We start from the raw sequence: 22,274 nt of genomic DNA, 5'->3' as shown, positions 1-22,274 counted from the left end.
AAGGTGAACAGAAAGATAGGTTCGTCGGAACCGGCAGTTTCACAAAAAGAGTTGGAATCGTTAAGGAAGTCGTCTCGTCTCCGTGATGCGAGACGGGGTGCGGCCCGGCTCCCGCGGCGCGGGGAGCCAGGCCCTTGCCCTTGTGGGCTCAGCTTTCCGGGGGCACGAGGCGGTAGCCGACGCCGCGGACGGTCTGGATGATCTCGGGGTGGTGCGGGTCGTCGCCGAGCCGCTCGCGCAGGCGGCGAATGTGAACGGTGATGGTGTTCGAACGCCGGGCGCCCTCGCCCCACAGCTCCGCCCTGATCCGGTCCCTGGTGATGACCTTCTCGGCGTGCAGCATCAGCAGGTGGAGCAGCTGGAACTCGCGCAGCGGCAGCCGGGCCGTGGAGATCCCGTGCATCCGCACCTCGTAGGTGGAGGGGTCCAGGGTCAGCGGCCCGCACACCAGGGGCTGGTCCCAGCCACGCCCGCCCCGGTCGGCGAGGCTGAGCAGCTGCGCCACCTCCCTGGGCCGGTAGGGGCGGGCCACGCAGGCGCTCGCCCCCGCGGCCAGGGCCGGGCCCACCTCGGCGGTGTCCTCGGGGCCCACCCCGAGCACGACGGGGATGGAGAGCCGCCGGCGCACCAGGCGCAGCACGGTGGCGCCGTCGATCACCGGCAGCTCGGCCGAGACCAGCAGCACGTCGGGCTTGCGCAGCCCGGCCTCCAGCAGCGCGGCCGCGCCGTCGGCGCAGTGCACGACGGACACCTGGTACTTCGCCAGCTGGGCCGTCAGGCCCTGCCTGATGCGCTCGTCGGCGTCCGCGAGCAGCACCACCGGGTTCGAGCCGAGCGGGATGGCGGGCGCGCCCGCGCCCGGCGCGGGGGCGGGGGAATGCCCGGGGGAACGGCCGGCGGGATGGGTCAGCATGGCGTCCCCGGACGCCTCCTGCGCGGGAGGCTCATCCGAAGCGACCGGAAATATAGTCCTCCGTGCGCCGGTCGGCGGGGCGGTTGAAGATCTTCTCGGTTGCGTCGTACTCAACCAGGCGCCCATGGCGCTCTCCCTCGCTGTCGGTGTCGGCAGTGAAGAACGCGGTGCGGTCCGAGACCCGGGCGGCCTGATGCATGTGGTGCGTGACGATCACGATGGTCATCTCGTGCCGCAGCCTCAGCATCAGGTCTTCGATCTTGGCGGTGGCGACGGGGTCGAGGGCGGAGCAGGGCTCGTCCATCAACATCACGTCGGGCCGCACGGCGATGGCGCGGGCGATGCACAGGCGCTGCTGCTGGCCGCCGGAGAGGGCGAGCCCGCTGCTCTTCAGCTTGTCCTTGACCTCGTCCCACAGGGCCGCGCCGGTCAGCGCCTCCTCCACCCGGTCGTCCAGCTCGGCCTTGCGCAGCCGGCCGCGGCGGCCGGCCGCGGCCCGCGGCCCGTAGGCCACGTTGTCGTAGATCGACTTGGCGAACGGGGTGGGCCGCTGGAACACCATGCCGATCCGCCGCCTGACCTCGATGGGGTCGACGCCGGGGCCGTACAGGTCGTGACCGCGGTAGGTCACCCGCCCCGACACGCGCGCGCCGGGGACGAGGTCGTTCATCCGGTTCAGCGAGCGCAGGACCGTCGACTTGCCGCAGCCCGAGGGGCCTATCAGGGCGGTGATCTCGCGCTCGTGCACCGTCATGGTGACGTCGCGCACGGCGCGGTGACGCCCGTAGGAGACCTGGAGCCTGGCCAGCCCGAAGACCACCGGGGCGAGATCCGGCAGTGTCCGGGTCCGCCTCGGGCGGCGTCGGGCCGTGACGTGAGTCGAAAGGCCAGTTGCCATCAGAAGGCTCCCGGGGGCGTGGTGACGGTGTCCCCGCAGGGACGTTCACCATGTAACGAGCCCTGGGTAGCGGGTTGTACGGCGTTCGGTGAACCCCCGATGAACAACGGCGTTCCCTCAGGTTCTCCCGGCGGCGGCCCGGCCACGAGTAGCATCGGGCCAGTTGCCGTCGGGTGCGGGCCGACCTCGTCCGGCCCTGGCAAGGGAGCTGGGTGTGGGAATCGAAGGCGAGCAACTGGTATTCGACTATCTGAGCCGGGTCGGCGACCTGGCGCACGGCACCAGCATGTCGGCCGCGGAACGCGCCTCGCTGGTGAACAGGCTGCGCACCGAGATCGGCCGCGCCAGGTCCGCGGCGGGGGGCGCGGAGGGCCAGGCCGCCGTGCGCCGCATCCTGGACCGCCTCGGCAGCCCCGAGGAGGTGGTCGCGGCGGCCGCCGCGGGACCCGGCGCACAGGCGCCCGCCCCCGAGCGGCCCGCGGCCGGGCGGCCGGCTTCCGGGCGGCCCGTGACGGAACGTCAGGTGCCCGCCCCGCGGCGGGTCGAGGTGGAGGGCGCGGCGCGCGCGCTGTGGGGACTGTGGTCGTCGCGGGGCGCGCGGCCGGCCGGGCAGCCGCGCGAGACGCCGGGGGAGGCCCGCGAGACGCCGGGCGAGGCGCGCGGCGAGGTGCCGGAGGCGCCGGAGGCGCCGGGAGCGCGGGCGCCTGGCGCGGCGCGGCCGGAGGGCGCGGCCGGGCCGGGGGCGGCGCGGCGCGGGATGCCGCGCACCTACTGGCCCGACGGCGACATCGGCCGCTTCACCGGGGGCATCGAGATCCCCGAGATGCTGCACCCGCCCTTCGACGCGCCCCTTGAGACGGCGTACGACGGGGAGCAGGGCCCGCCGGGCGCGCCCCCGGCGGGCGAGGGGCGCGAGGCGGGCGGCGAACCAGGGGACGGCGCGGGCGGGTTGGCGCAGGAGGACCCCTCGGCCGCCGGGGCGGCCAGGGGCTCCGGCCCGCGCGGCACGGCCGGGCGCCTGGCCAGGGCGGCGCTGCTGGGCAAGCGCGCCGGCGGGCCGGTGGAACTGCTCGGCGTGCTGCTGCTGGTGGCCGGGACCGTCGTCGGCTCGATCGTGGTCCTCGGCCTGGGCTGGCTGACGGCCTACTGGTCCCCGCGGCTCAGCCGCCGCGTCGCCCAGTGGGCGACCTTCGGCATGCCCGCGCTGGTCTTCGGCGGTTACGGCCTGTGGCTGCTCGCCAGGTCGGGCGGCTGGGGCGGCGCGCCGCTCGAAGAGGGCGAGGCGGGGGCCGCGTTCGACGACCACTGGCCGTGGCTGCTGCGCACCGCGGCGCTGGCCAGCGCCGCCTTCCTGCTGTGGCGGGCCAGGCGGCGGGCGCCGGAGAAGGCGGCCGGCTGAGGGGCCGCCCCGGCTCCCGGCCGCCCGCCGGGCGCCGTGCGGGCCGCGCCGGGCCGCGGCAACACGCCTGACCGCCGCGGCGGGGCGGGGCAGGACGCGCGTGGTACATCTGAACCCCTCAGCGCCGGTATGCACCTTTTGTTGGGGTTGGTGGGTTTACTGCCCCGGGTGCCGCGCCGGCGCCGCTCCCGAACCCCCTTACGAGCGCGCAGAGGTGTGACCGTGACCACGCACAAACCGGCCGCCCGCGGCCAGGCGGCGACCGCTCCCCCGGAGCGCGGCCCAGGGCCGGTGCCCGTCCCGCTGATCGTCAACGACGTCCCCTACACCCTGGACATCGAGCCACGGGTCAGCCTGCTGTCCGCGCTGCGCGACGGGTGCGGCCTCACCGGCGCCAAGCGCGGCTGCGACCAGGGCACCTGCGGGGCCTGCACGGTGTGGGTGGAGGAACGGCGGGTGCTCTCCTGCCTCACCCTGGCCATCGCCTGCGAGGGCCGCCGCGTCACCACCGTGGAAGGGCTCGCCCAGGGCGGCGAACTGCACCCGATGCAGGAGGAGTTCATCGCCCACGACGCCTTCCAGTGCGGCTACTGCACCCCCGGCCAGCTGATGTCCGCCGTCGCCCTGGTGCGCGAGGGGCACGCCGGGGCGCCGGGGGAGGAGGCCGACCCCGCGGAGATCAGCGAGTGGATGAGCGGCAACCTCTGCCGCTGCGCCGCCTATCCGCACCTCACCGCCGCCATCGCGGCGGCCGCGAAACGGATGTGAGGAGCCGGCCCATGCGACCCGTCAGCTACGCCCGCGCCACCGCCCCCGCCGAGGCCGTGGCGGCCGTCGCCGCCGACCCGGGCGGCGCCTACCTGGCCGGCGGCACCACCGCCGTCGACCTGCTGCGGCAGAACGTCCTGCGCCACGACCGCCTCGTCGACATCGGCGACCTCCCGCTCGCCGGCATCGAGGAGACCCCCGCCGGGGGCCTGCGGATCGGGGCGCTGACCCGGATGAGCGACGCCGCCGCCCACCCGCTGGTCCGCGAGCGCTTCCCGCTGATCGCCGAGGCACTGGAACTCGGCGCCTCCCCCCAGCTCCGCGCCATGGCCACCATGGGCGGCAACCTCCTGCAACGCGTCCGCTGCGCCTACTACCGCGACGCCGTCTCGCCCTGCAACAAGCGGGAGCCCGGCACCGGCTGCTCCGCGCTCGGCGGCATCAACCGCGGCCACGCCATCCTCGGCACCAGCGAGCACTGCATCGCCACCCACCCCTCCGACCTCGCCGTCGCCCTCACCGCGCTCGACGCCCGCGTGCACACGCTGCGCGGCGCCGGCGAACGCTCGTTCCACATCGACGACTTCCTGCTACCGCCCGGCGACACCCCGCACATCGAAAATCCCCTGGAACACGGCGAGTTGATCACCGCCATCGAGGTGCCCGACACCCCGACGGCCCGCACCTCCCGCTACCTGAAGATCCGCGACCGGGCCAGTTACGAGTTCGCCCTCACGGCGGTCGCCGCCACCCTGCGCCTGGAGAACGGCCGGATCAGCGGCGTCCGGCTCGCCCTCGGCGGCGTCGCCACCACGCCCTGGCGGGCCCGGCACGCCGAACGCCTGCTGCTGGGCGCCGCCGCCGAGCCCGGCGTCTTCGACGAGGCCGCCCGCGCCGAACTCGCCGAGGCGAGGACCACCCCGATGAACGCCTTCAAGGCCGAACTCGCCAGGCGCGCCGTCGTCCGCGTCCTGCGCACGCTCGCCGCCACCCCGGAGGGACAGGCATGACCGCGACCGCGCCCCCCGCCCAGAGCCCGCCCGCGGGCGAGGCACTCGGCCGCCCGCTGCGCCGCGCCGACGGCCGGGAGAAGACCACGGGCACCGCCCGCTACTCCGGCGACCACGCCCCCGCGGGCCTCACCCACGCCGCCCTGCTCGGCGCGCACATCGCCGCCGGGCGCATCCGCGCCCTCGACACCACCGGGGCCCTGGCCGCCGAGGGCGTGCGCGCCGTGTTCACCCACGAGAACCTGCCGCGCATCGCCGCCCAGCCCCCGCTGCTGCCCTCCCTCGCGGGCGGCCCCGCCCCCGGCCAGACCTTCTTCCCCCTCCAGGACCCCGAGATCCACTACGCCGGCCAGCCGGTGGCCATGGTGGTCGCCGACACCTGGGAACGCGCCCTGCACGCCACCAGGCTGATCCGCGTCGACTACGAGGAGGCCCCCTCCGCCACCGTCCTCGACCAGATCAGGCACACGGCCTTCGAGCCGGAGAAGATCTTCGGCGGCCTGCTGCCCGGCCGCGCCACCCGGGGCGACCTGGCGGCCGGCCTGGAGCGGGCCGAGGTGACCGTCGACCTCACCTTCACCTACGCCGCCAACCACCAGAACCCGCTGGAGACCTGCACCACCACCGCCTCCTGGGAGGGCGGGCGCCTGTTCCTGTACGACTCCGCCCAGGGCCCGGCCGCCACCCAGCACACCCTCGCGGTGCTGCTCGGCCTGCCGCACGCCGACATCCGGGTCGACAGCCACCTCGTCGGGGGCAGCTTCGGCTGCAAGGCCATGACCTGGGCCCACCCGGCCCTGGCCGCCCTGGCGGCGCGCGAGACCGGGAGCCCGGTCCGGCTCGCCCTCACCAGGGAGCAGATGTTCACCTCCTGCGGCCACCGCGAGGAGCAGGAGCAGCGCGTCACCCTCGGCGCCCTGCGCGACGGGCGGCTGGTGGCGCTGCGGCACCACAAGCTCTCCCCCACCTCGCACTTCGACGACTGGGCCGAGCCCTCCCTGGAGGCGGCCTCCCAGCTGTACGCCTGCGAGAACTACGAGGGCCGCTACCTGCTGGCCCGCGCCCACACCATGACGCCCACCTTCATGCGCTGCCCCGGCGAGGCCACCGGCCTGTTCGCCCTGGAGAGCGCGATGGACGAACTGGCCCAGCGCACCGGCCTCGACCCGCTGGAACTCAGGCGCCGCAACCACGCCGAACGCGACCCGGTCACCGGCAAGCCCTGGTCGAGCAAGGGCCTTCAGGAGTGCTACGCCCGCGGCGCCGCGCTCATCGGCTGGGAGCGCAGGGCCGCGCCCCCGGCCAGGGAGGGCGACTGGCTGATCGGCCTCGGCATGGCCACCGCGGCCTACCCGATCGTGCCGCCGGTCAACCCGCAGCGCGCCAAGGCCAGGGTCTTCGCCGACGGCAGCGCGCTGGTGCAGGCCGGGGTCGCCGAGTTCGGCACCGGCGCGACCACGGCGATGGCGCAGGTCGCGGCGGACGCGCTCGGCCTGCCGGTGGACGCCTGCCGCTTCGAGGGCGGCAGCACCGACCTGCCCAACGTCTCCGCCGCGGTCGGCTCCATGGGCGCCTCCTACACCGGCGCCGCCGTGCACGCCGCCGCCACCGCCCTGCGCGCGCAGCTGATCGCCCAGGCCATCGCCGACCCGGAGTCCCCGCTGCACGGGGCGCGGGCCGCGGACGTCACCCTGGCCGGCGGGCGGATGGTGCTGCGCGACCGGCCCGAGACCGGCGAGTCCTACGCCCAGCTGCTGCGCCGGCATATGCAGCCGGACGCCGAGGCCACCGGCTCCTGGGGCCCGGCCGACCTGACCGCGAGCGGCTCCTCGCACGCGATGCTCACCTTCGGCGCCCAGTTCGCCGAGGTGGCCGTCGACGCCGACCTCGGGGTGATCCGGGTCAGGCGCCTGGTCGGCGCGTTCGCCCCCGGCCGGGTCCTCAACGCGCGGATGGCCGCCAACCAGCTGATGGGCGGCATGCTGTGGGGCCTCGGCCAGGCCCTGCTCGAACGGACCTTCATGGACCCGGCCCTCGGCCGCTGGAACAACACGAGCCTCGGCGACTACCTGGTGCCGGTGAATGCCGACGTGCCCGAGGTCACCGTGGAACTGGTCGAGGTCCACGACGAGGCGGTCAACCCGCTGGGCGTCAAGGGCGTGGGCGAGATCGGCCAGGCCGGCACGGCGGCCGCCCTCGCGAACGCCGTCCACCACGCCACGGGCCGCCGCCTCACCCGCCTCCCGATGTCCCTGGAGGACCTGCTCTGACGGCGCCCCCGGGACCGCCCCGGCCCCCCGCGGCCCGAGCGGTCCCGGGCCGGGCGCGGGCCGGACCCGGGCTCCCCGGTGCGGGGCGCGGAGGGACGGCAGGCAGACTGGCGGTATGTGCCCACTGCCCGAATCCCCCCGTTCCGCCGAGCCGGCCGGCCCCGCCGCGTTCACCGTCGGGTTCGACCTCGACATGACGCTCATCGACTCCAGGCCGGGGATCAGGGCCGCCTACGTGGCGCTGGCCGCGGAGACCGGTTCCGACCTGGACCCCGACGTGCCGATCAGCAGGCTCGGGCCCCCGGTGGAGGAGGAGCTCGCGCACTGGTTCCCCGCCGAGCGGGTGCCCGAGCTGGCCGCCAGGTACCGGGAGCTCTACCCGGCGCACGCGATCACCGGGACCCTCGCGCTGCCGGGTGCGCGCGAGGCCATCGCGGCCGTGCACCGCGCGGGCGGGCGGGTGGTCGTGGTGACCGCCAAGCACGAGCCGAACGCGCTGCTGCACATGCGCCACCTCGGTCTCGCGCCCGACGTCGTCGTCGGCTCGCTGTGGGCCGAGGCCAAGGCCGCGGCGCTGCGCGCGCACGGCGCGCTCGTCTACGTCGGCGACCACGTCGGGGACGTGCGCGGCGCCGCCGCGGCGGGGGCGCTGTCCGTGGCGGTCACCACCGGGCCGTGCGGCGAGGGGGAGTTGAGGGAGGCGGGCGCCGACGTGGTGCTGCCCGCGCTCACCGCCTTCCCGGCCTGGCTGGAGGGCTATCTCGCCGGGGGCGGCGCGGGGCTCGCCTCCGCCGCGGCGGACTGACGGCGTTCGCTCCTGACGGCGCGCAGCAGCCCCGCGGCGGCCAGCAGGAAGCCGACGCCCATGAGCATCGACAGCAGATAGGCCGCGGTCGGCAGCGGGTCGGCGCCGAGGAACAGCGGGGTGACGGTGACGAGCGTGGCGAGCGCGCCGATGCCGAAGACGAGCGCACCCGCCCGCACCAGCACGTCCCCTGGGTTTCTTCCACTCACCTCCCCAGGGTCGCAGAGGCGAGAATACTTGCGAGGCGGCGGGGGCAGTGATCCCCGGTGATCCTCCGAAACGGCCCGGCGGCATCTTGTCACCGGGCCAGGGGCGGTTAGCCTGGAGATCGAGGCGGGTCGAGCGGCCCGCCGCATTGTTGTGACGAGTGCGAGGACGAGGACACGTGCCTACCGGCAAGGTCAAGTGGTTCAACAGCGAGAAGGGCTTCGGCTTCCTCTCCCGGGACGACGGCGGCGATGTCTTCGTGCACTCCTCTGCCTTGCCGGCCGGAGTGGACGGCCTCAAGCCCGGGCAGCGGGTCGAGTTCGGCGTGGTGGCCGGCCAACGCGGCGACCAGGCCCTCTCGGTGACCCTGCTCGACCCGGTCCCCTCGGTGGCCGCCGCGCAGCGCCGCAAGCCCGACGAACTCGCCTCCATCGTGCAGGACCTGACCACCCTCCTCGACGGCGTCTCCCAGCAGCTCGAACGCGGCAGGTACCCGGACCGGCAGAGCGGCCGGAAGATCGCCGGCATGCTGCGGGCGGTCGCCGACCAGCTCGACGTCTGAGCCGGGACGAGTCGGGACGGATCAGGACGGATCGGGGCAGGACGAGGCAGGTCGGGGCAGGACAGGACGGCTCGGGGCCGGTCGGGGCGAGGTCAGTCCAGGCGCCCCACCTTCGGCACGAGCCCCTGCGCGGCGGCCCGGTCCAGCAGTTCCCCGGCCGCCGCGTACCCGGCCTCGCCCAGGTCGGCGGTGAACTCGTTGACGTACAGGCCGATGTGGGCGTCGGCGACGGCGGGCTCCATCTCCTGGGCGTGCGCCAGGACGTACTCCCTGCTCGCCGCCGGGTCCGCCCAGGCGTACCGGACGGAGGCCCGGATCGCCTCGGTGATCCGGGCCAGGCGCTCCTCGCCGAGCGAGCGCCTGGCGATGATGGCGCCCAGCGGGATCGGGTGCCCGGTGGTGCCCTCCCAGAACTCCCCCATGTCGGCGAGCCGGTGCAGCCCGAAGCGCTGGTAGGTGAACCTGGCCTCGTGGATGACCAGGCCCGCGTCCACCCGGCCGTCCCGGACCGCGGGCATGATCTCGTGGAACGGCAGCACCCGCACCTCGCCGACCCCGCCGGGCACCATGGCCTCGGCCCAGAACCGGAACAGCAGGTAGGCGGTCGACCGCTCGCTCGGCACGGCGATGGTCCGCCCGGCCAGCTCGGCGGGCTCGCCCGGCTCCCGGGTGAGCACCAGCGGGCCGCAGCCGCGGCCGAGGGCGCCCCCGCACGGCAGCAGCGCGTACTCGCCGAGCACCCACGGCAGGACCGCGTAGGACACCTTCAGCACGTCGCCCTCGCCGCGCTCGGCCAGGCCGTTGGTGACGTCGATGTCCGCGAAGGTGACGTCCACGGCGGGGGCGCCCGGCAGCAGGCCGTGGGCCCAGGCGTGGAAGACGAAGGTGTCGTTGGGGCAGGGCGAGTAGGCGAGGGCGAGCGGCGGTTCGGCCGGGCCGGTGGGTTCAGGCATCGTTGCTCCCTGTGCGCGGTGCCCCTGCCGCCGGGGCCAGCGTCCCGGCGAGAGCGGCGGTGAATCCCGTGGCGAAGGCTTCGGTGAGGGCGTCGAGGGCGGCCGGGATGCGCCAGGCGGCCCGGTCGCGGGGGCCGACCAGGTTGGAGACGGCCCGGACCTCGGCCACCGGCACGCCGTGCAGCGCGGCGGCGCAGGCGACGCCGAAGCCCTCCATGGCCTCGGCGGCGGCGCCCGGGTGGCGGGCGGCGAGCTCGGCGGCCCTGGCCGCGGTGCCGGTGACGGTCGAGACGGTGAGCACGGTGCCCGCCACCGCGCCGGTGGCGGCGGCCAGCGCGGCGGCCAGGGCGGCCGGCGGGCGGTGCTCCACCACGCCGTAACCGAGCGCGGCCGCGTCGGCGAAGCCCTCCGGGGTCTGGCTCCCCAGGTCGGCGGCGCGGATCGCGTCCGCGACCACGAGGGAGCCGACCGCGGCGGCCGGGGCGAAGCCGCCGCCGATGCCCGCCGAGACGGCCAGGTCGTAGCGCCCGCGGGCGAGGGCGGTGGCGGCCGCGGCGGCGGCCGCGGCGGGCCCGGCGCCCGCGGCCAGCACGTCGAGGAGGGGGCCGCCCCCGGGCCGGGAGACGCGGTGCAGTGCGAGGCCGCCCGGCAGCGGCAGCCGCCGCGCGGCGGCGCCGAGCCCGCGGGTCACGGCATCGCGCTCGGGCGCGACCGCGGTGACCACCAGGGCGTGCATCGGGGCCTCCCAGACTCCTCGTGAACTCCTTCGCGCGGGCCGGGCCGGGCGGGGCCCGGCCGGGCGGGGCTCAGTCGTCCTTCGGCTCCAGCCGGACGTTCCACACGCCCTCGATCGAGCTGATCAGCGCCTGCTGCCGGTCCTCCTGGCTCTGCGCCTGCCCGACGCGGTCGGCGTCGTAGTCGTCGGAGACCTCGACCACGTTCAGCAGCAGGGCCCGGTCCTCGGCGGCCTGGCCCGGCGCGCCCGACTGCGCCTGGGCCTGCGTCGCCCGGTACAGGTCGTCGCTGGAGAAGCTGTGGTAGGTGGTGGTGAAGGGCTCCGGGTCGTAGAGCAGGCCGTTGACGAACAGCAGCCAGCCGTTGTCCGCGACCTTCGGGTCCACGCCGACGCGGAAGGTGTCGCCCTGGGTGGTGCCGAAGCTCGGGATGCCCTCGTCGTCGTCGGCGCAGTCGAGCGCCTGGTCGGCGCTGAGGGCCTCGCCGTGGCCGTAGCAGTCGTCGGACGCCGCGCGCGAGGTGGTGTTCGAGTGGAGCGTGAAGTGCGCGCTGGGGCTGGGCTTCTCGCAGCCGGTGAGCGCGGCCAATCCCGCGGAAACGGCGCCGAGGGCAATCGTGGTGCGGATGGCCCGGCGGCCCCGGCTCCTGGAGATCGCAGTCATGCGGGCAGGTTACCCGCGGTGCCGCCGCTCACCGGACGCGGGGGTGCGCGCCGCCGCGGCGCGAGGCGGACAGCAGCGCACGGCCCGAGCCGACGACCCCGAGCAGCACCAGCAGGCAGGCCATGCCCATGCCGAGGGAGCCGTGCAGCGGCAGCCCGATGCCGATGGCGCCGCCCGCGACCCAGGACATCTGGACCGCGGTCTCGGAGCGGGCGAACGCGGAGGTGCGCACCACCTCCGGGACGTCCCGCTGGATCAGGGCGTCCAGCGAGAGCTTCGCGAGGGCCTGGCAGATCCCGGCGGAGGCGCTGACGCCGACGACCGTGAAGGCGTTGTAGGCGAGCGCGGCCGAGGCCGAGGCGATCAGCGCGAGCGTGAGGGTGCCGAGCAGGATCAGCTCGGGGGAGCGCTCGCGCAGCAGGTTCCCCAGCAGGTTGCCCAGGGCGTTGCCGGTGCCGGCGGCCACGCCGACCAGGCCGAGCGAGAACGCGGCCGTCAGACCCGGCAGGGCGTCGCCGCGCAGCAGGAACGCGAGGAAGAACAGCAGGAAGCCGGACAGGGCGCGCAGCGAGGCGTTGGCCACCAGCGCCTTGAACACCGGGGAGCCTTCGGCGCGCAGGACGCCGCCGCGCCCGCCGTCGTCCTTCTCCCGCGCCATGGCCTCCCTGGTCTCGGCGAGCTCGGCGAGGTGCAGGGTCCGCTCGCCGCGGGCCAGGTCCACCTTGCCCGGCAGCCGGAAGGAGAGGACGGCGCCGGCGAAGGTGATCAGGCAGGCGGCGTACAGCGGCAGGCGCTCGCCGATCACGTTGAGGCCCGCGCCCACCGGGGCGGCGGCGCCCGCCGAGATCAGGCCGGTGAGCGTGATCCTGGCGTTGGCCTTGACCAGGGAGATGGTGCGCGGCAGCAGCCGGGGCACGACGGCGGCGCGCACGATGTTGTACGCCTTCGAGCAGACCATGACGCCCAGGGCCGCGGGGTAGAGCTCCAGGGTGCCGCCGCCGGCCACCGCGCTCGCCAGGACCAGCGCGAGCACCCCGCGCAGCAGCAGCGCGCCGGCCATCGCCGCCCGCCGCCCGTGCGGCACCCGGTCGAGCAGCGGTCCGATCACCGGGGCGAGCAGGATGAAGGGGGCCATCGTCACGCCGAGATAGAGGGCCACCCGGCCGCGCGCCTCGTCGGTGGGCACGGAGAAGAAGATGGTGGAGGCGAGGGCGATGGTGATCAGCATGTCGCCCGCCGAGTTGACCGCGTGCAGCTCGATCAGCTTGGCGAGTCCCGACTCGCCCGCGCCGTGCGCGTGGGTGGCCCGGCGGATGCGCCTGCCGACGGTCCGCAGCAGGGAGTGCACGGCGTGCGCCGCCGACCGGGCCACCCGGGCGAAGACCCCGGACCTGGCCCTGGTGCGGGTATCGGACGAGCTGCCACCGGCCACGCCTGCAAGCGTACGGGCTCGGGGCCGTACCGCTCCTGCTGTGACGTCCGACTCGGTGGTGCCCGAGGGGCCGCGGGCCGCCTGCGGCCACGGCCCGCGGCCGGCCCGGGCAAGGCGGCGGCGGGCGGGGCCGTCCGGGCGGCGGGGGCCGTGACCGGCGGGCGGCGGCGGACGGCCGGGGGGCGGTGACCGGGGGGTGGGGGCCGGGTGACGCGGGGGTGACGCCCGGGCCCGCGCCGGAGCCCGCGCCCGCGCCGGGAGGGCCGGGCCCGCGGCCTCGGGCCGCCGCGTCGGGTGGTCCGCGGCTTGCGGTAGCGTGGGCCGACGGTGCGCCTTGCCTCGTACAGCACGACGTCGCAGCGGTCCAGCCTCCGCTCCGTCGGCTCCGTTCGCCCTCAGGCGCCCGCACCGGCACGACGGCGTAGGAGAGAGTTCTGTGAAAGCTGGGATGCGAAGCCGTACGCCCGACCGGCTCTGCGCCGAGGCGGTGGAGCTCGCCCGCGACGCCGCGGCGCAGGCGGCGCACCCGCAGCCGCTGGGCCGGTACCTGGGAGCCGTCGCCGAGGGGGACCGGCTGGTCACCCACCTGTTCGCGAGCGAGGACCCGGGCTACCCGGGCTGGCGCTGGGGGGTGACGGTGGCCCGCGCGGCGCGGGCCCGTTACGTCACGGTGGACGAGGTGGCGCTGACGCCGGGGCCGGACGCGCTGCTCGCCCCCGAGTGGGTGCCGTGGAGCGAGCGGCTGCGCCCCGGCGACCTCGGGCCGGGCGACCTGCTGCCCGCCGAGGAGGACGACGCCCGGCTGGTGCCCGGCTTCCTGGCCGAGGCCCCCGAGGCGGAGAGCGCGCAGCGCGGCTCCCTCACGGACGTGGCCGCCGAGGTGGGTCTCGGCAGGCAGCGGGTGCTGTCCCCGCTGGGCGTGGAGGAGGCGGCCGACCGCTGGGAGGAGCAGTTCGGCCCGGCCACGCCCATGGCACAGGCGGCCCCGGCCGGCTGCGTGAGCTGCGGCTTCCTGCTGCCGATGGCCGGCAGGCTGCGGCAGGCCTTCGGCATCTGCGGCAACGCGTACTCGCCCGCGGACGGGCGCGTGGTCTCGCTCGCCTACGGCTGCGGGGCCCACTCGGAGGCGGCCCAGATGCCGAAGGCGCAGCGCCCGGCCCCGCCGGTCGTGGACCACCTGGGGGCCGACCCGCTGTAGGCGGGCGCCCGGCGGGAGGGCGCGCCCCCGCTTCCCGGCCGCTCGCCTCGGCACCGCCGTACGGGTGTCGGGCGTAACCGGTACTGTCGCACTCGTGACCACCGACCACCACGACGGGGACCGCTTCGGCACCGAGCGGCTGCGGCGGGGCGTCCTGGCCGCCTGGACGGACTCGGCCGCGCGGTTCCGCGAGGACGCGAACGCGGAGGAAGAGCTGGCCAGGGGCGGCTACCGGGACCGGCTCGTGATCGAGCTCGCGCAGAACGCCGCGGACGCGGCGGCGCGCGGCGGCAAGCCGGGGCGGCTGCGGCTCGGCCTGCGCGACGGCGTGCTCGTCGTCGCCAACTCGGGAGAGCCGCTCGACGCGGCGGGCGTCGAGTCGCTCTCGACGCTGCGGGCCTCGGCCAAACGCGACTCCTCGGCCACCGTCGGCCGCTTCGGCGTGGGCTTCGCCGCGGTGCTGACGGTCAGCGACGCGCCGGCCGTCGTCAGCGTGACCGGCGGGGTGCGCTGGTCCCTCGGCGAGGCCACCGAGCTGGCGCGGGCGGCGGGGGAGTCCTCTCCCGCGCTGCTCGCCGAGCTGGACCGCAGGGCGGGGCAGCGGCACGCGGTCCCGCTGCTGCGGCTGCCCTTCCCGCTGAGCCCCGAGGCGGACGCCGCCACCCTGGCCGCGCTGCCCGAGGGCCTGGACACCGCCGTCGTGCTGCCGCTGCGGGACGCCGCCGCCGAGGACCTGGCCACCCGGCTGCTCGACGCCGTGGACGACACGCTGCTGCTGACCCTGCCCGGCCTCGCCGAGGTCACGGTGGAGACGCCGCGCGGCGTGCGGACGCTCGCCAGGCGGCAGTTCGGCTCGTACACGCAGATCACCGAGGAGCCGGGCCCGGCGGGCAGCGCCGTGCGCAGCACCCGCTGGCGGGTGGCCACCGCCGAGGGCGAGGCGGCGCCCGAGCTGCTCGCCGACCGGCCGATCGAGGAGCGCGAGCGGCGGCACTGGTCGGTGACCTGGGCGGTCCCGGTGGACGCCGAGGGCGCGCCGACCGCGCCGGCGAGCCCGCCCGTGGTGCACGCGCCGACCCCGACCGACGACCCGCTCGGGCTGCCCGCGCTGCTCATCGCGAGCTTCCCGCTCGAGCCCACGCGCCGGCACGTCGCGCCGGGGCCCCTGACCGACTTCCTGCTCGGCCGCGCCGCCGAGACCTACGTCTCGCTGCTCGCCGACTGGCGGCCGGTCACCAGCGGCACCCTCGGCCTGGTGCCGGGGCCGCTGGGGCGCGGGGAGCTGGACGGGGCGCTGCGGACGCTGCTGCTCGACCGGCTGCCGGACACCCCCTTCCTGCCGAGCGCGGCGGCGGCGCCCGGGCTCGACGAGGCGGGCGAGGAGGTGCCGGTGGCGCTGCGGCCACGGGACGCCGAGCTGGTCGAGCGGGCCGGGGCCGACACGGTCGCGGTGCTCGCCGAGCTGTTCCCGGTGCTGCTGCCGGCCGGCCTGGAGCGGCGGGCCGAGCTGCGGGTCCTGGAGGTGACCCGGGTCTCGCTCGGCGAGATCATCGACCGGCTGGCCGGCGTCGAGCGCCCGCCCGGCTGGTGGTGGCGGCTGTACGAGTCGCTGGCCGGGGTGGACCCCGAGCTGCTGACCGGGCTGCCGGTGCCGCTCGCCGACGGCAGGACGACGGTGGGGCCGCGCCGGGTGCTGCTGCCGGTGCCCGGCACCGAGCCGGCGGAGCTGGGGCGGCTCGGCCTGAAGATCGCCCACCCGGAGGCGGCGCACCCGCTGCTGGAGAAGCTGGGCGCGAGCGCGGCCACGCCGGCCGCGGTGCTCGCCACCCCGCAGGTGCGGGCCGCCGTGGCCGCCTCCTCCGACCCCGACGTGTGGGAGGAGGACGCCCCGACGGCGGCCGAGCTGGCCGAGGTGATCCTCGGCCTGGTCCGCGACGCCGGCCTTGGGCCGGGCGAGGCGCCCTGGCTCGCGGCCCTCGCGCTGCCGGACGAGGAGGGCGAGTTGACCCCCGCGGGGGAGCTGGTCTATCCGGGCAGCGTCTTCCAGCAGGTCATCAGGGAGGGCGAGCTGGCGGCCTGCGATCCGGACCTGGCGGCCCGCTGGGGCGAGCAGCCGCTGACCGCGGTCGGCGTGCAGGCGGACTTCGTGCTGATACGGGCGGCGGACGTGGTGCTCGACCCGGACGAGCTCGACCCGCGCGAGGGCCCGTACGCCGAGCCGGACGACGTGGGCCTGCTGGACGCGGTGGACGTGTGGTGCGAGGACCTGCTGGACGCCCTGCCCGAGGCCGCGCTGCCGCCGGTGGCCGCCGAGGTGGTGGCGGTGCGGGACCTGGAGCTGGTCGAGGACGCCGCCTGGCCGCGGGTGCTGGCGCTGCTGTCCCGGAGCCCGTTCCGCGAGGCGCTGACCTCGTCGGTCTCCGTGCGGATGCCGGACGGCACCTTCGAGCGGGCGCGTTCCTACACCGCCTGGTGGCTGCGTGGCGCCCCGGTGCTCGGCGGCCGGCGCCCGGCCGGGCTGCGTTCGGCGACGGGGGACCCGCTGCTCGCGGGCCTGTACGAGGACGCGGACACGGCGGACGCGGACGCCGAGGTGCTGCACGCGCTGGGCGTGCGCACCACGGCCAGGGCGCTGCTCGCCGAGCCAGGGGGCGCGGCGGACCTGCTCTCCCGGCTCGCCGACCCGGAGGTCGAGGTGAGCCCGGCGCAGCTGCACGGCCTGTACGCCCTGCTCGCCGAGCTGGACCCGGAGGAGGTCACCCTGCCGGACGAGCTGCGCGCCGTGGTGGACGGGGTGCCGCGGGTGGTGGACGCGGCCTCGGCGCTGGTCGCGGACGCCCCCGACCTGCTGCCGCTGGCCGCGGGGCGGGCGTTGCTCCCGGTGCCGCCCGCGCTGGCCGCGGGGCTGTCCGCGGTGCTGGACGTGCGGCCGCTCAGCGCGGCGCTGCCCGCCGAGCCGCCGGAGGGCGGCGCCCGGCGGGAGGTGCCGGCGGCGGCCGCGGAGCTGCTCGGCCCCGGCACCCCGGCCACGTACGTGGAGCACGAGGAGCTGCTGATCGACGGCGTGGAGCTGGCCTGGCGGCTGACCGGGGACGGCACGCTGCACGCGGCCACCTTCGAGGGGCTTGCGGCGGGTCTCGCCTGGTCCACCGGGCAGTGGCCGCGGCGGTTCGAGCTGGCGACGCTGCTGGAGGACCCCGCGCGGGCCGAGGAGCTGGAGACCGCGCGATGGTTCGACTGAGGGCGGGGCACGCGGTCCTCCCCGTGGTCCTGCTGGCCCTGCTGTCCCTGCCGTCCTGCGCGGGCGGCGGGGGCCGGTCCGTGGACGCCGGGGACGGCGGCGAGGGGGACGCGGGGACCGGGGACGGCGGGGACGGTGCGGAGGGGGACGGGGGCGCGGCGGAGGGGCCGTGGCGCCCCGAGCCGGGCACCGACTGGCAGTGGCAGCTCAGCGGGACGCTCGACCTGGACGTGGACGTGCCGGTGTACGACGTCGACGGCTTCGAGACCGAGGCCGCGGACGTCGCCGCCCTGCACGCGCGCGGGGTGCGGGTGATCTGCTACGTCAACGTGGGCGCGTGGGAGGACTTCCGGCCGGACGCGGGGGACTTCCCCCGGGAGCTGCTCGGCGGCGGCAACGGCTGGGAGGGCGAGCGCTGGCTCGACATCCGCGCCCGCGAGGCGCTGCGGCCGTTGCTCGAGCGGCGCTTCGACATGTGCGCCGACAAGGGCTTCGACGCGATCGAGCCCGACCTGACCGACGGCTACCTCAACGAGACGGGCTTTCCGCTGACCGCGGAGGACCAGCTGGCCTACAACCGGATGGTCGCCGAACTGGCCCACGAGCGCGGCCTGTCGGTGGGCCTGAAGAACGACCTGGAGCAGATCCCGGAGCTGGTCGGCGACTTCGACTTCGCGGTGAACGAGGAGTGCGCCGAGCTGGGCGAGTGCCAGCGGCTGACCCCGTTCGTCGAGGCGGGCAAGGCGGTGCTGCACGTCGAATACGCCCTGGCGGCCGAGGAGTTCTGCGCGCAGACCACGGAGCTCGGGCTGAGTTCGATGGTCAAGCACCTTTCGCTGGACGCCTGGCGCGAGCCCTGCTGAGGACCGGCCCGCGCTCCCGTTGCCACCGCGGCCCGGCCGGCGGCGGCCCGGAGCGGCCGGTCAGTCCCCCTGGTGCTCCGGGGTGGCCTCGGCCCGGGCGGCCGCGGCGGCCCTGAGGGCGGCGTCCCGGCGGCGGACGTAGGCGAGGCCGGGGGCGCCGAGCCCGGCGCCCGCCGCGCAGGTCCACAGCCACCACAGGTGGCCGTGGTCGTCGAACCAGCCGTAGAAGGGCACCTGGGCCACGAAGAGGGCCGCCCAGACGAGGGTGCCGACGAGGATGGTGAGCACCACGTTGCCCTCGAGGGGCTCGGGAGCCTCCCGCTTGCCCTCGGTCAAGTCTCCCCAGCGCATGGCGGCCAGCCTACCGGGGAGTCAGGCGCGGCACTGTGCGTCTCGTCACTCGTAGGGGTGCGCCGGAATGCCAGAGAGCCTATTATCGTCATATATTTTGTTAGTCAAGCTAATGAGTAGGCGGTGATGCATGCCTCACGCGAGGCTGGAAGGCGAGGACGATGCCGCGGCGGTCAACACCCTGCGGATCGCGGTGCTCAGGCTCTCCCGGCGGCTGCGGCACCTCAACGTCGACCAGACGCTGAGCCTTACCGAGTTGTCCGCGCTCGGCACGCTCGCCCGCTTCGGGGCGATGACCCCGGGGGAGCTGGCCCGCAAGGAGCATGTGCAGCCGCCCTCGATGACCCGCATCATCGCCCTGCTCCAGGAGCGCGGCCTCGTCGGCCTCGCACCGCACCCGGAGGACCGGCGGCAGAAGCTCGTCGCCGTCACCGACCAGGCCGAGGCGGTGCTCAAGGCGAGCCGGGCCAAGCGCAACGCCTGGCTCACCACGCTCGCGGAGGAACTCGACGAGGAGGAGTGGGCGGTGCTGCGCGAGGCGGCGCCCGTCCTGCACCGGCTCGCCCACCTCTAGCCCCGGCCGGGCCCGGGCGCACGCGCCCCGCCCGGCCGTCACCACCAACCCCACCCGGCACACCCACGACCCCTCGCCCACGAGACCCCGGCAGCGTGGCACGGCCCCGGGCCGGCCGCGAGGCAACGGCGGAAGGACAACCCCCAAGACCCACGGCAGACACGGAAGCACGAGCCGCACGAAGGAGTGTTCCCCTTGAGTCCGGGACCCGGAGCAGACTCCGCACCCGCACCCCTGACGACCCACGAGAAGATATCCACCTTCAGTTCCTTCAGAATCCGCAACTACCGGATTCACTTCCTGGGCTCCTCCGTCTCGAACATCGGGACCTGGATGCAGCGCATCGCCCAGGACTGGCTGGTGCACGAGCTCACCGGCTCGGCCGCGGCCGTCGGCATCACCTCGGCGCTCCAGTTCCTGCCGATGCTGCTCTTCGGCCTCTACGGAGGCGTCCTGGCCGACCGCCTCAACAAGCGCAGGCTGCTGCTCGGCACCCAGGCCGCGATGGGCCTGTGCGGCCTCACCCTCGCCGCCCTGACGTTCACCGGAGTGGTGAACGTGTGGCACGTGTACGCCGTGGCCTTCGTCGTCGGCCTCGTCACCGTGGTCGACAACCCCGCCCGCCAGACCTTCGTCTCCGACATGGTCGGGCCCGGCCTGCTGCGCAACGCGGTCTCCCTGAACTCCGCGAACTTCCAGTCCGCCCGGCTGATCGGGCCCGCCGTCGCGGGCGTGCTGATCAGCGCCGTGGGCGGCGGCTGGGCCTTCCTCTACAACGGCCTGTCGTTCATCGCCCCGATCACGGGCCTGCTGATGATGCGCACCGCCGAGCTCTACCCGGCCGCGCGCGCCGCCCGGGGCAAGGGGCAGCTGCGCGAGGGGCTGCGGTACGTCGGCGGCCGGCCCGACCTGCTGTGGCTGATCGTGCTCGTCGGCTTCGTCGGCATGTTCGGGTACAACTTCCCGATCTGGCTGGTGGCCTTCACCGACACCGTCTTCCACGCCGACGCCGGCACCTTCGGATTGCTGAACTCCCTGATGGCGGCCGGCTCGGTGGCGGGCGCGCTGCTCGCCGCGCGGCGGGGCAGCAGGCGGACCAGGTTCACGGTGGGCGCCGCCGCGGTCTTCGGCCTGGCGCTGATGATCGTCTCCTTCGCCCCGGCCTTCTGGCTCTTCGCGGCGCTGCTCCCGGCGATCGGCCTGATCACCATGACCTTCCAGGTCACCGCCAACTCCACCATCCAGATCGGCAGCGACCCGGCCATGCGCGGCCGGGTGGTGAGCCTCTACATGATGGTCTTCGTCGGCGGCACCCCGATCGGCGGCCCGCTCATGGGCTGGCTGACCGACGCGGTGGGCCCGCGGCTCGGCATGGCGGCGGGCGGCGCGATCTGCCTGATCGCCGCCGTGTCCCTGGCGCTGGTGCTGGCCAGGATCGGCGGCCTGCGCCTGGAGATCCGGCTGCGCCGCGGGCAGCGCGGGGTCTTCCTCGTGCCGCGCGACCGGAAGGAGCTCACCGCCACGGCGTGACCGCTACGGCGTGACCGCCACGGCGTGACCGCTACGGCGTGACCCGCCGCGCCAGCACCTGCCCGGGCCACTCGCCGACGGTGAAGGTCTCCGTCGGCGTGAAGCCCTGGCCGCGGTAGTAGGCGACCAGCCGCTGGTCGTCGCCGGCGTAGCAGTCGACGCGCAGCAGGCCGACGCCCTGCCGCCTGGTCTCGGCGACGGCGTGCGCCAGGAGGGCGCCGCCGACGCCGAGGCCCTTGAACCTGCGGTCGGTGACCAGCAGGTGGACGTACCGCTCCGGCTCGTCCGCCGGGGCCACGTAGGGGGCCGGGTGCGGGGTGAGGGTGAGCGAACCCGCCGCCTCGCCGTCCACCTCGGCCACCCAGGGGGTGCCCGAGGCGACGATCTCCCGCACCCGCCGCACCGCCTGGGGCCGCGCCGACCAGGGCTCGGTGCCCCACTGCCCGGTCCTGCCGAGACCCACGAGCCACGCCACGGCGCCGTCCAGCATGTCCAATATCAACGGGACGTCCTCGACGCCGCCTCGCCTGATCTCCATGGCCCGGAGGCTAACCCGGCCGTGCCGGCGCGGTTCGGGCGGGGCGTAACGTGGGACGGGTGAGGGCCCATGAACGCCAAGACTAGGTCCAGGATCGTCACCGCCGTCCTGGTGCTGCTGCTCGCCGTGGTGGCCGTGGCGGCGATCTTCAGTTGAGCGCCGCCGGGCGCGCCCGCCCCGGCCGCGCGCGCCGGCGCCCGCGCGCCTCGCCGCGCCCGGGCCGTGCGCCGGCCCGGTGCGGCAAGGCGCCCGCGGGCGGCTACCAGGCGAAGGCCTCGGGGGAGGGGCCGGGGCCCGGGAAGATCTCGTCGAGTTCCCGCAGCAGTTCCCCGCCGAGTTCGAGGTCGACCGCGCGCACCGCCGAGTCCAGCTGCTCCTGCACCCGGGGGCCGACGATCGGGCCGGTGACGGCCGGGCGGGTCAGCAGCCAGGCCAGCGCCACCTCGCCAGGGGCGAGCCCGTGCTTGTCCGCCAGGTCCTCGAACGCCTGCACCTGCGCGCGCACGGAGGTGTCGGCGAGCGCGCCGCCCGACCGGCCGGAGCCGCTGCGCGCGCCGCCGCCCTCCCGCTCCTTGCGGATCGCGCCGCCGAGCAGCCCGCCGTGCAGCGGGGACCAGGGGATGACGCCGAGCCCGTAGCCCTCGGCGGCCGGCAGCACCTCCATCTCGGCGCGGCGCTCGACCAGGTTGTACAGGCACTGCTCGCTGACCAGGCCCAGCGAACTGCGCCGCGCGGCGGCCTCGTTGGCCTGGGCGATGTGCCAGCCGGCGAAGTTGGAGGAGCCGGCGTAGAGGATCTTGCCCTGCTGGACCAGGACGTCGATCGCCTGCCAGATCTCCTCCCAGGGCGTGTTCCGGTCGACGTGGTGGAACTGGTACAGGTCGATGTGGTCGGTTCGAAGCCGCCGCAGGCTGGCCTCCACGGCCCGGCGGATGTTGACCGCGGAGAGCCGGTCGTGGTTGGGCCAGGAGGGCTCCTGGCCGCCTGCCATGCCGCCGTAGACCTTGGTGGCGAGCACCACCTTGTCCCGCCGCTCGCCGCCGCCCGCGAACCACGAGCCGAGGATTTCCTCCGTGCGTCCCCGGTTCTCGGGGCCGCCGTAGACGTTGGCCGTGTCAAAGAAGTTGACGCCCGCGTCGAGCGCGGCGTCCATGATCGCGTGGCTGTCGGCCTCGTCGGTGTGCGGCCCGAAGTTCATGGTCCCCAGGACCAGCCGGCTGACCTTGAGGCCCGTGCGTCCGAGCTGTGTGTACTTCATGGCAGCCAAGCCAACGCCCTGGAGTGCGCTCCAGGCAAGAGAGGGCCGGGCACCCCGCGGTGCCCGGCCCTCTCTTGCTCTTGCCTGTGTGCTGCCCCCGGTGACTC

Annotated in this window: 21 protein-coding genes; 11 read left to right on the top strand and 10 right to left on the bottom strand. The window is 75.6% G+C overall.

The genetic code is table 11. The annotated features are described in order from the left end of the window. Positions 1-148 precede the first annotated feature (148 nt). Together D7294_RS14740 and pstB are read right to left on the bottom strand one after the other, a co-directional pair. On the bottom strand, positions 149-913 hold the full coding sequence (locus D7294_RS14740) for a response regulator transcription factor (protein ID WP_241562366.1): 765 nt from the start codon (positions 911-913) through the stop codon (positions 149-151). A 31-nt stretch (positions 914-944) separates the two neighbouring features. Then, complete coding sequence (pstB, locus tag D7294_RS14735; RefSeq protein WP_120679657.1) at positions 945-1,811, bottom strand: phosphate ABC transporter ATP-binding protein PstB; 867 nt, start codon at positions 1,809-1,811, stop codon at positions 945-947. Between the two features lie 214 nt (positions 1,812-2,025). Between pstB and D7294_RS31925 the strand changes: the two genes are divergently transcribed. The 5 genes from D7294_RS31925 (at position 2,026) to D7294_RS14705 (ending at position 8,063) form a co-directional block, all read left to right on the top strand. Beyond that, positions 2,026-3,210, top strand: a complete 1,185-nt coding sequence (locus tag D7294_RS31925) for a hypothetical protein (protein ID WP_158674627.1) — start codon at positions 2,026-2,028, stop codon at positions 3,208-3,210. A 222-nt stretch (positions 3,211-3,432) separates the two neighbouring features. Further along, entirely contained in the window at positions 3,433-3,978 is a 546-nt protein-coding gene (locus D7294_RS14720; protein WP_241562364.1) for a (2Fe-2S)-binding protein, read from the top strand. Between the two features lie 11 nt (positions 3,979-3,989). Next, the gene (locus tag D7294_RS14715; RefSeq protein WP_120679649.1) at positions 3,990-4,988 is read left to right on the top strand and encodes an FAD binding domain-containing protein; all 999 of its coding nucleotides are present in this window, start codon (positions 3,990-3,992) and stop codon (positions 4,986-4,988) included. Next, positions 4,985-7,258, top strand: coding sequence for a xanthine dehydrogenase family protein molybdopterin-binding subunit (locus tag D7294_RS14710; protein ID WP_120679648.1), 2,274 nt, complete (start codon positions 4,985-4,987; stop codon positions 7,256-7,258). Before D7294_RS14715 ends, D7294_RS14710 begins: the two co-directional genes overlap by 4 nt. 115 nt (positions 7,259-7,373) lie before the next feature. Continuing rightward, complete coding sequence (locus tag D7294_RS14705) at positions 7,374-8,063, top strand: HAD family hydrolase (RefSeq protein WP_120679646.1); 690 nt, start codon at positions 7,374-7,376, stop codon at positions 8,061-8,063. Here the strand turns inward: D7294_RS14705 and D7294_RS14700 are convergent. Beyond that, on the bottom strand, positions 8,015-8,272 hold the full coding sequence (locus D7294_RS14700) for a hypothetical protein (RefSeq protein ID WP_120679644.1): 258 nt from the start codon (positions 8,270-8,272) through the stop codon (positions 8,015-8,017). The two genes, D7294_RS14705 and D7294_RS14700, sit on opposite strands and share 49 nt — an antisense overlap. A 176-nt stretch (positions 8,273-8,448) precedes the next feature. On the opposite strand from D7294_RS14700, the gene D7294_RS33720 reads away from it, so the two are divergent. Next, on the top strand, positions 8,449-8,832 hold the full coding sequence (locus tag D7294_RS33720; RefSeq protein WP_120679642.1) for a cold-shock protein: 384 nt from the start codon (positions 8,449-8,451) through the stop codon (positions 8,830-8,832). A 92-nt stretch (positions 8,833-8,924) separates the two neighbouring features. Here the strand turns inward: D7294_RS33720 and D7294_RS14690 are convergent, their stop codons facing one another. The 4 genes from D7294_RS14690 to D7294_RS14675 all read right to left on the bottom strand — a co-directional run bounded on the left by D7294_RS14690 (position 8,925) and on the right by D7294_RS14675 (position 12,614). Further along, complete coding sequence (locus D7294_RS14690) at positions 8,925-9,785, bottom strand: 1,4-dihydroxy-6-naphtoate synthase (RefSeq protein ID WP_120679639.1); 861 nt, start codon at positions 9,783-9,785, stop codon at positions 8,925-8,927. Then, a complete protein-coding gene (locus D7294_RS14685) occupies positions 9,778-10,521 on the bottom strand; it encodes a futalosine hydrolase (protein WP_120679637.1) in 744 nt (247 codons plus the stop codon). The genes D7294_RS14690 and D7294_RS14685 overlap by 8 nt, the downstream gene beginning before the upstream one ends. A 70-nt stretch (positions 10,522-10,591) precedes the next feature. Further along, positions 10,592-11,182, bottom strand: a complete 591-nt coding sequence (locus tag D7294_RS14680; RefSeq protein WP_120679635.1) for a DUF2771 domain-containing protein — start codon at positions 11,180-11,182, stop codon at positions 10,592-10,594. A gap of 28 nt (positions 11,183-11,210) precedes the next feature. Beyond that, the gene (locus tag D7294_RS14675; protein ID WP_422070699.1) at positions 11,211-12,614 is read right to left on the bottom strand and encodes an MFS transporter; all 1,404 of its coding nucleotides are present in this window, start codon (positions 12,612-12,614) and stop codon (positions 11,211-11,213) included. Positions 12,615-13,062: 448 nt separating this feature from the next. Between D7294_RS14675 and D7294_RS14670 the strand changes: the two genes are divergently transcribed. From D7294_RS14670 to D7294_RS14660, 3 genes are all read left to right on the top strand, one after another. After that, positions 13,063-13,812 (top strand): DUF3027 domain-containing protein, encoded by a 750-nt coding sequence (locus D7294_RS14670; protein WP_120679633.1) that lies wholly within the window; start codon positions 13,063-13,065, stop codon positions 13,810-13,812. 94 nt (positions 13,813-13,906) lie between these two features. Beyond that, on the top strand, positions 13,907-17,053 hold the full coding sequence (locus D7294_RS14665; protein WP_241562363.1) for a sacsin N-terminal ATP-binding-like domain-containing protein: 3,147 nt from the start codon (positions 13,907-13,909) through the stop codon (positions 17,051-17,053). Beyond that, a complete protein-coding gene (locus D7294_RS14660) occupies positions 17,041-17,916 on the top strand; it encodes an endo alpha-1,4 polygalactosaminidase (RefSeq protein WP_120679629.1) in 876 nt (291 codons plus the stop codon). Before D7294_RS14665 ends, D7294_RS14660 begins: the two co-directional genes overlap by 13 nt. Positions 17,917-17,976: 60 nt before the next feature. Here D7294_RS14660 and D7294_RS14655 read toward each other — a convergent pair whose 3' ends face one another. Beyond that, complete coding sequence (locus D7294_RS14655; RefSeq protein WP_120679627.1) at positions 17,977-18,267, bottom strand: DUF2530 domain-containing protein; 291 nt, start codon at positions 18,265-18,267, stop codon at positions 17,977-17,979. A 130-nt stretch (positions 18,268-18,397) separates the two neighbouring features. Between D7294_RS14655 and D7294_RS14650 the strand changes: the two genes are divergently transcribed. Continuing rightward, positions 18,398-18,841, top strand: a complete 444-nt coding sequence (locus D7294_RS14650; RefSeq protein WP_120679624.1) for a MarR family transcriptional regulator — start codon at positions 18,398-18,400, stop codon at positions 18,839-18,841. Positions 18,842-19,036: 195 nt separating this feature from the next. Then, positions 19,037-20,371: an MFS transporter gene (locus D7294_RS14645; RefSeq protein ID WP_120679622.1), complete on the top strand. Its 1,335-nt coding sequence runs from the start codon at positions 19,037-19,039 to the stop codon at positions 20,369-20,371. Positions 20,372-20,402: 31 nt separating this feature from the next. Here the strand turns inward: D7294_RS14645 and D7294_RS14640 are convergent, their stop codons facing one another. After that, positions 20,403-20,909 (bottom strand): GNAT family N-acetyltransferase, encoded by a 507-nt coding sequence (locus tag D7294_RS14640; protein ID WP_241562362.1) that lies wholly within the window; start codon positions 20,907-20,909, stop codon positions 20,403-20,405. Positions 20,910-21,168: 259 nt separating this feature from the next. Then, on the bottom strand, positions 21,169-22,167 hold the full coding sequence (locus D7294_RS14635; protein ID WP_120679618.1) for an aldo/keto reductase: 999 nt from the start codon (positions 22,165-22,167) through the stop codon (positions 21,169-21,171). Positions 22,168-22,274 lie beyond the last annotated feature (107 nt).

The sequence above is a fragment of the Streptomyces hoynatensis genome (genome assembly GCF_003626535.1).
Lineage (GTDB): Bacteria > Actinomycetota > Actinomycetes > Streptomycetales > Streptomycetaceae > Streptomyces > Streptomyces hoynatensis.
Note: the sequence above shows the minus strand (reverse complement) of the source record. Positions and strands in the feature narration are given on the sequence as shown.

Bases quoted from the DNA above. Each gene is read 5' to 3' on its own strand.
- D7294_RS14740 (WP_241562366.1), bottom strand. From the start codon at position 913: ATGCTGACCCATCCCGCCGGCCGTTCCCCCGGGCATTCCCCCGCCCCC.
- pstB (WP_120679657.1), bottom strand. From the start codon at position 1,811: ATGGCAACTGGCCTTTCGACTCACGTCACGGCCCGACGCCGCCCGAGG.
- D7294_RS14715 (WP_120679649.1), top strand. From the start codon at position 3,990: ATGCGACCCGTCAGCTACGCCCGCGCCACCGCCCCCGCCGAGGCCGTG.
- D7294_RS14710 (WP_120679648.1), top strand. From the start codon at position 4,985: ATGACCGCGACCGCGCCCCCCGCCCAGAGCCCGCCCGCGGGCGAGGCA.
- D7294_RS14705 (WP_120679646.1), top strand. From the start codon at position 7,374: ATGTGCCCACTGCCCGAATCCCCCCGTTCCGCCGAGCCGGCCGGCCCC.
- D7294_RS14690 (WP_120679639.1), bottom strand. From the start codon at position 9,785: ATGCCTGAACCCACCGGCCCGGCCGAACCGCCGCTCGCCCTCGCCTAC.
- D7294_RS14685 (WP_120679637.1), bottom strand. From the start codon at position 10,521: ATGCACGCCCTGGTGGTCACCGCGGTCGCGCCCGAGCGCGATGCCGTG.
- D7294_RS14680 (WP_120679635.1), bottom strand. From the start codon at position 11,182: ATGACTGCGATCTCCAGGAGCCGGGGCCGCCGGGCCATCCGCACCACG.
- D7294_RS14670 (WP_120679633.1), top strand. From the start codon at position 13,063: ATGCGAAGCCGTACGCCCGACCGGCTCTGCGCCGAGGCGGTGGAGCTC.
- D7294_RS14660 (WP_120679629.1), top strand. From the start codon at position 17,041: ATGGTTCGACTGAGGGCGGGGCACGCGGTCCTCCCCGTGGTCCTGCTG.
- D7294_RS14655 (WP_120679627.1), bottom strand. From the start codon at position 18,267: ATGCGCTGGGGAGACTTGACCGAGGGCAAGCGGGAGGCTCCCGAGCCC.
- D7294_RS14650 (WP_120679624.1), top strand. From the start codon at position 18,398: ATGCCTCACGCGAGGCTGGAAGGCGAGGACGATGCCGCGGCGGTCAAC.
- D7294_RS14640 (WP_241562362.1), bottom strand. From the start codon at position 20,909: ATGGAGATCAGGCGAGGCGGCGTCGAGGACGTCCCGTTGATATTGGAC.
- D7294_RS14635 (WP_120679618.1), bottom strand. From the start codon at position 22,167: ATGAAGTACACACAGCTCGGACGCACGGGCCTCAAGGTCAGCCGGCTG.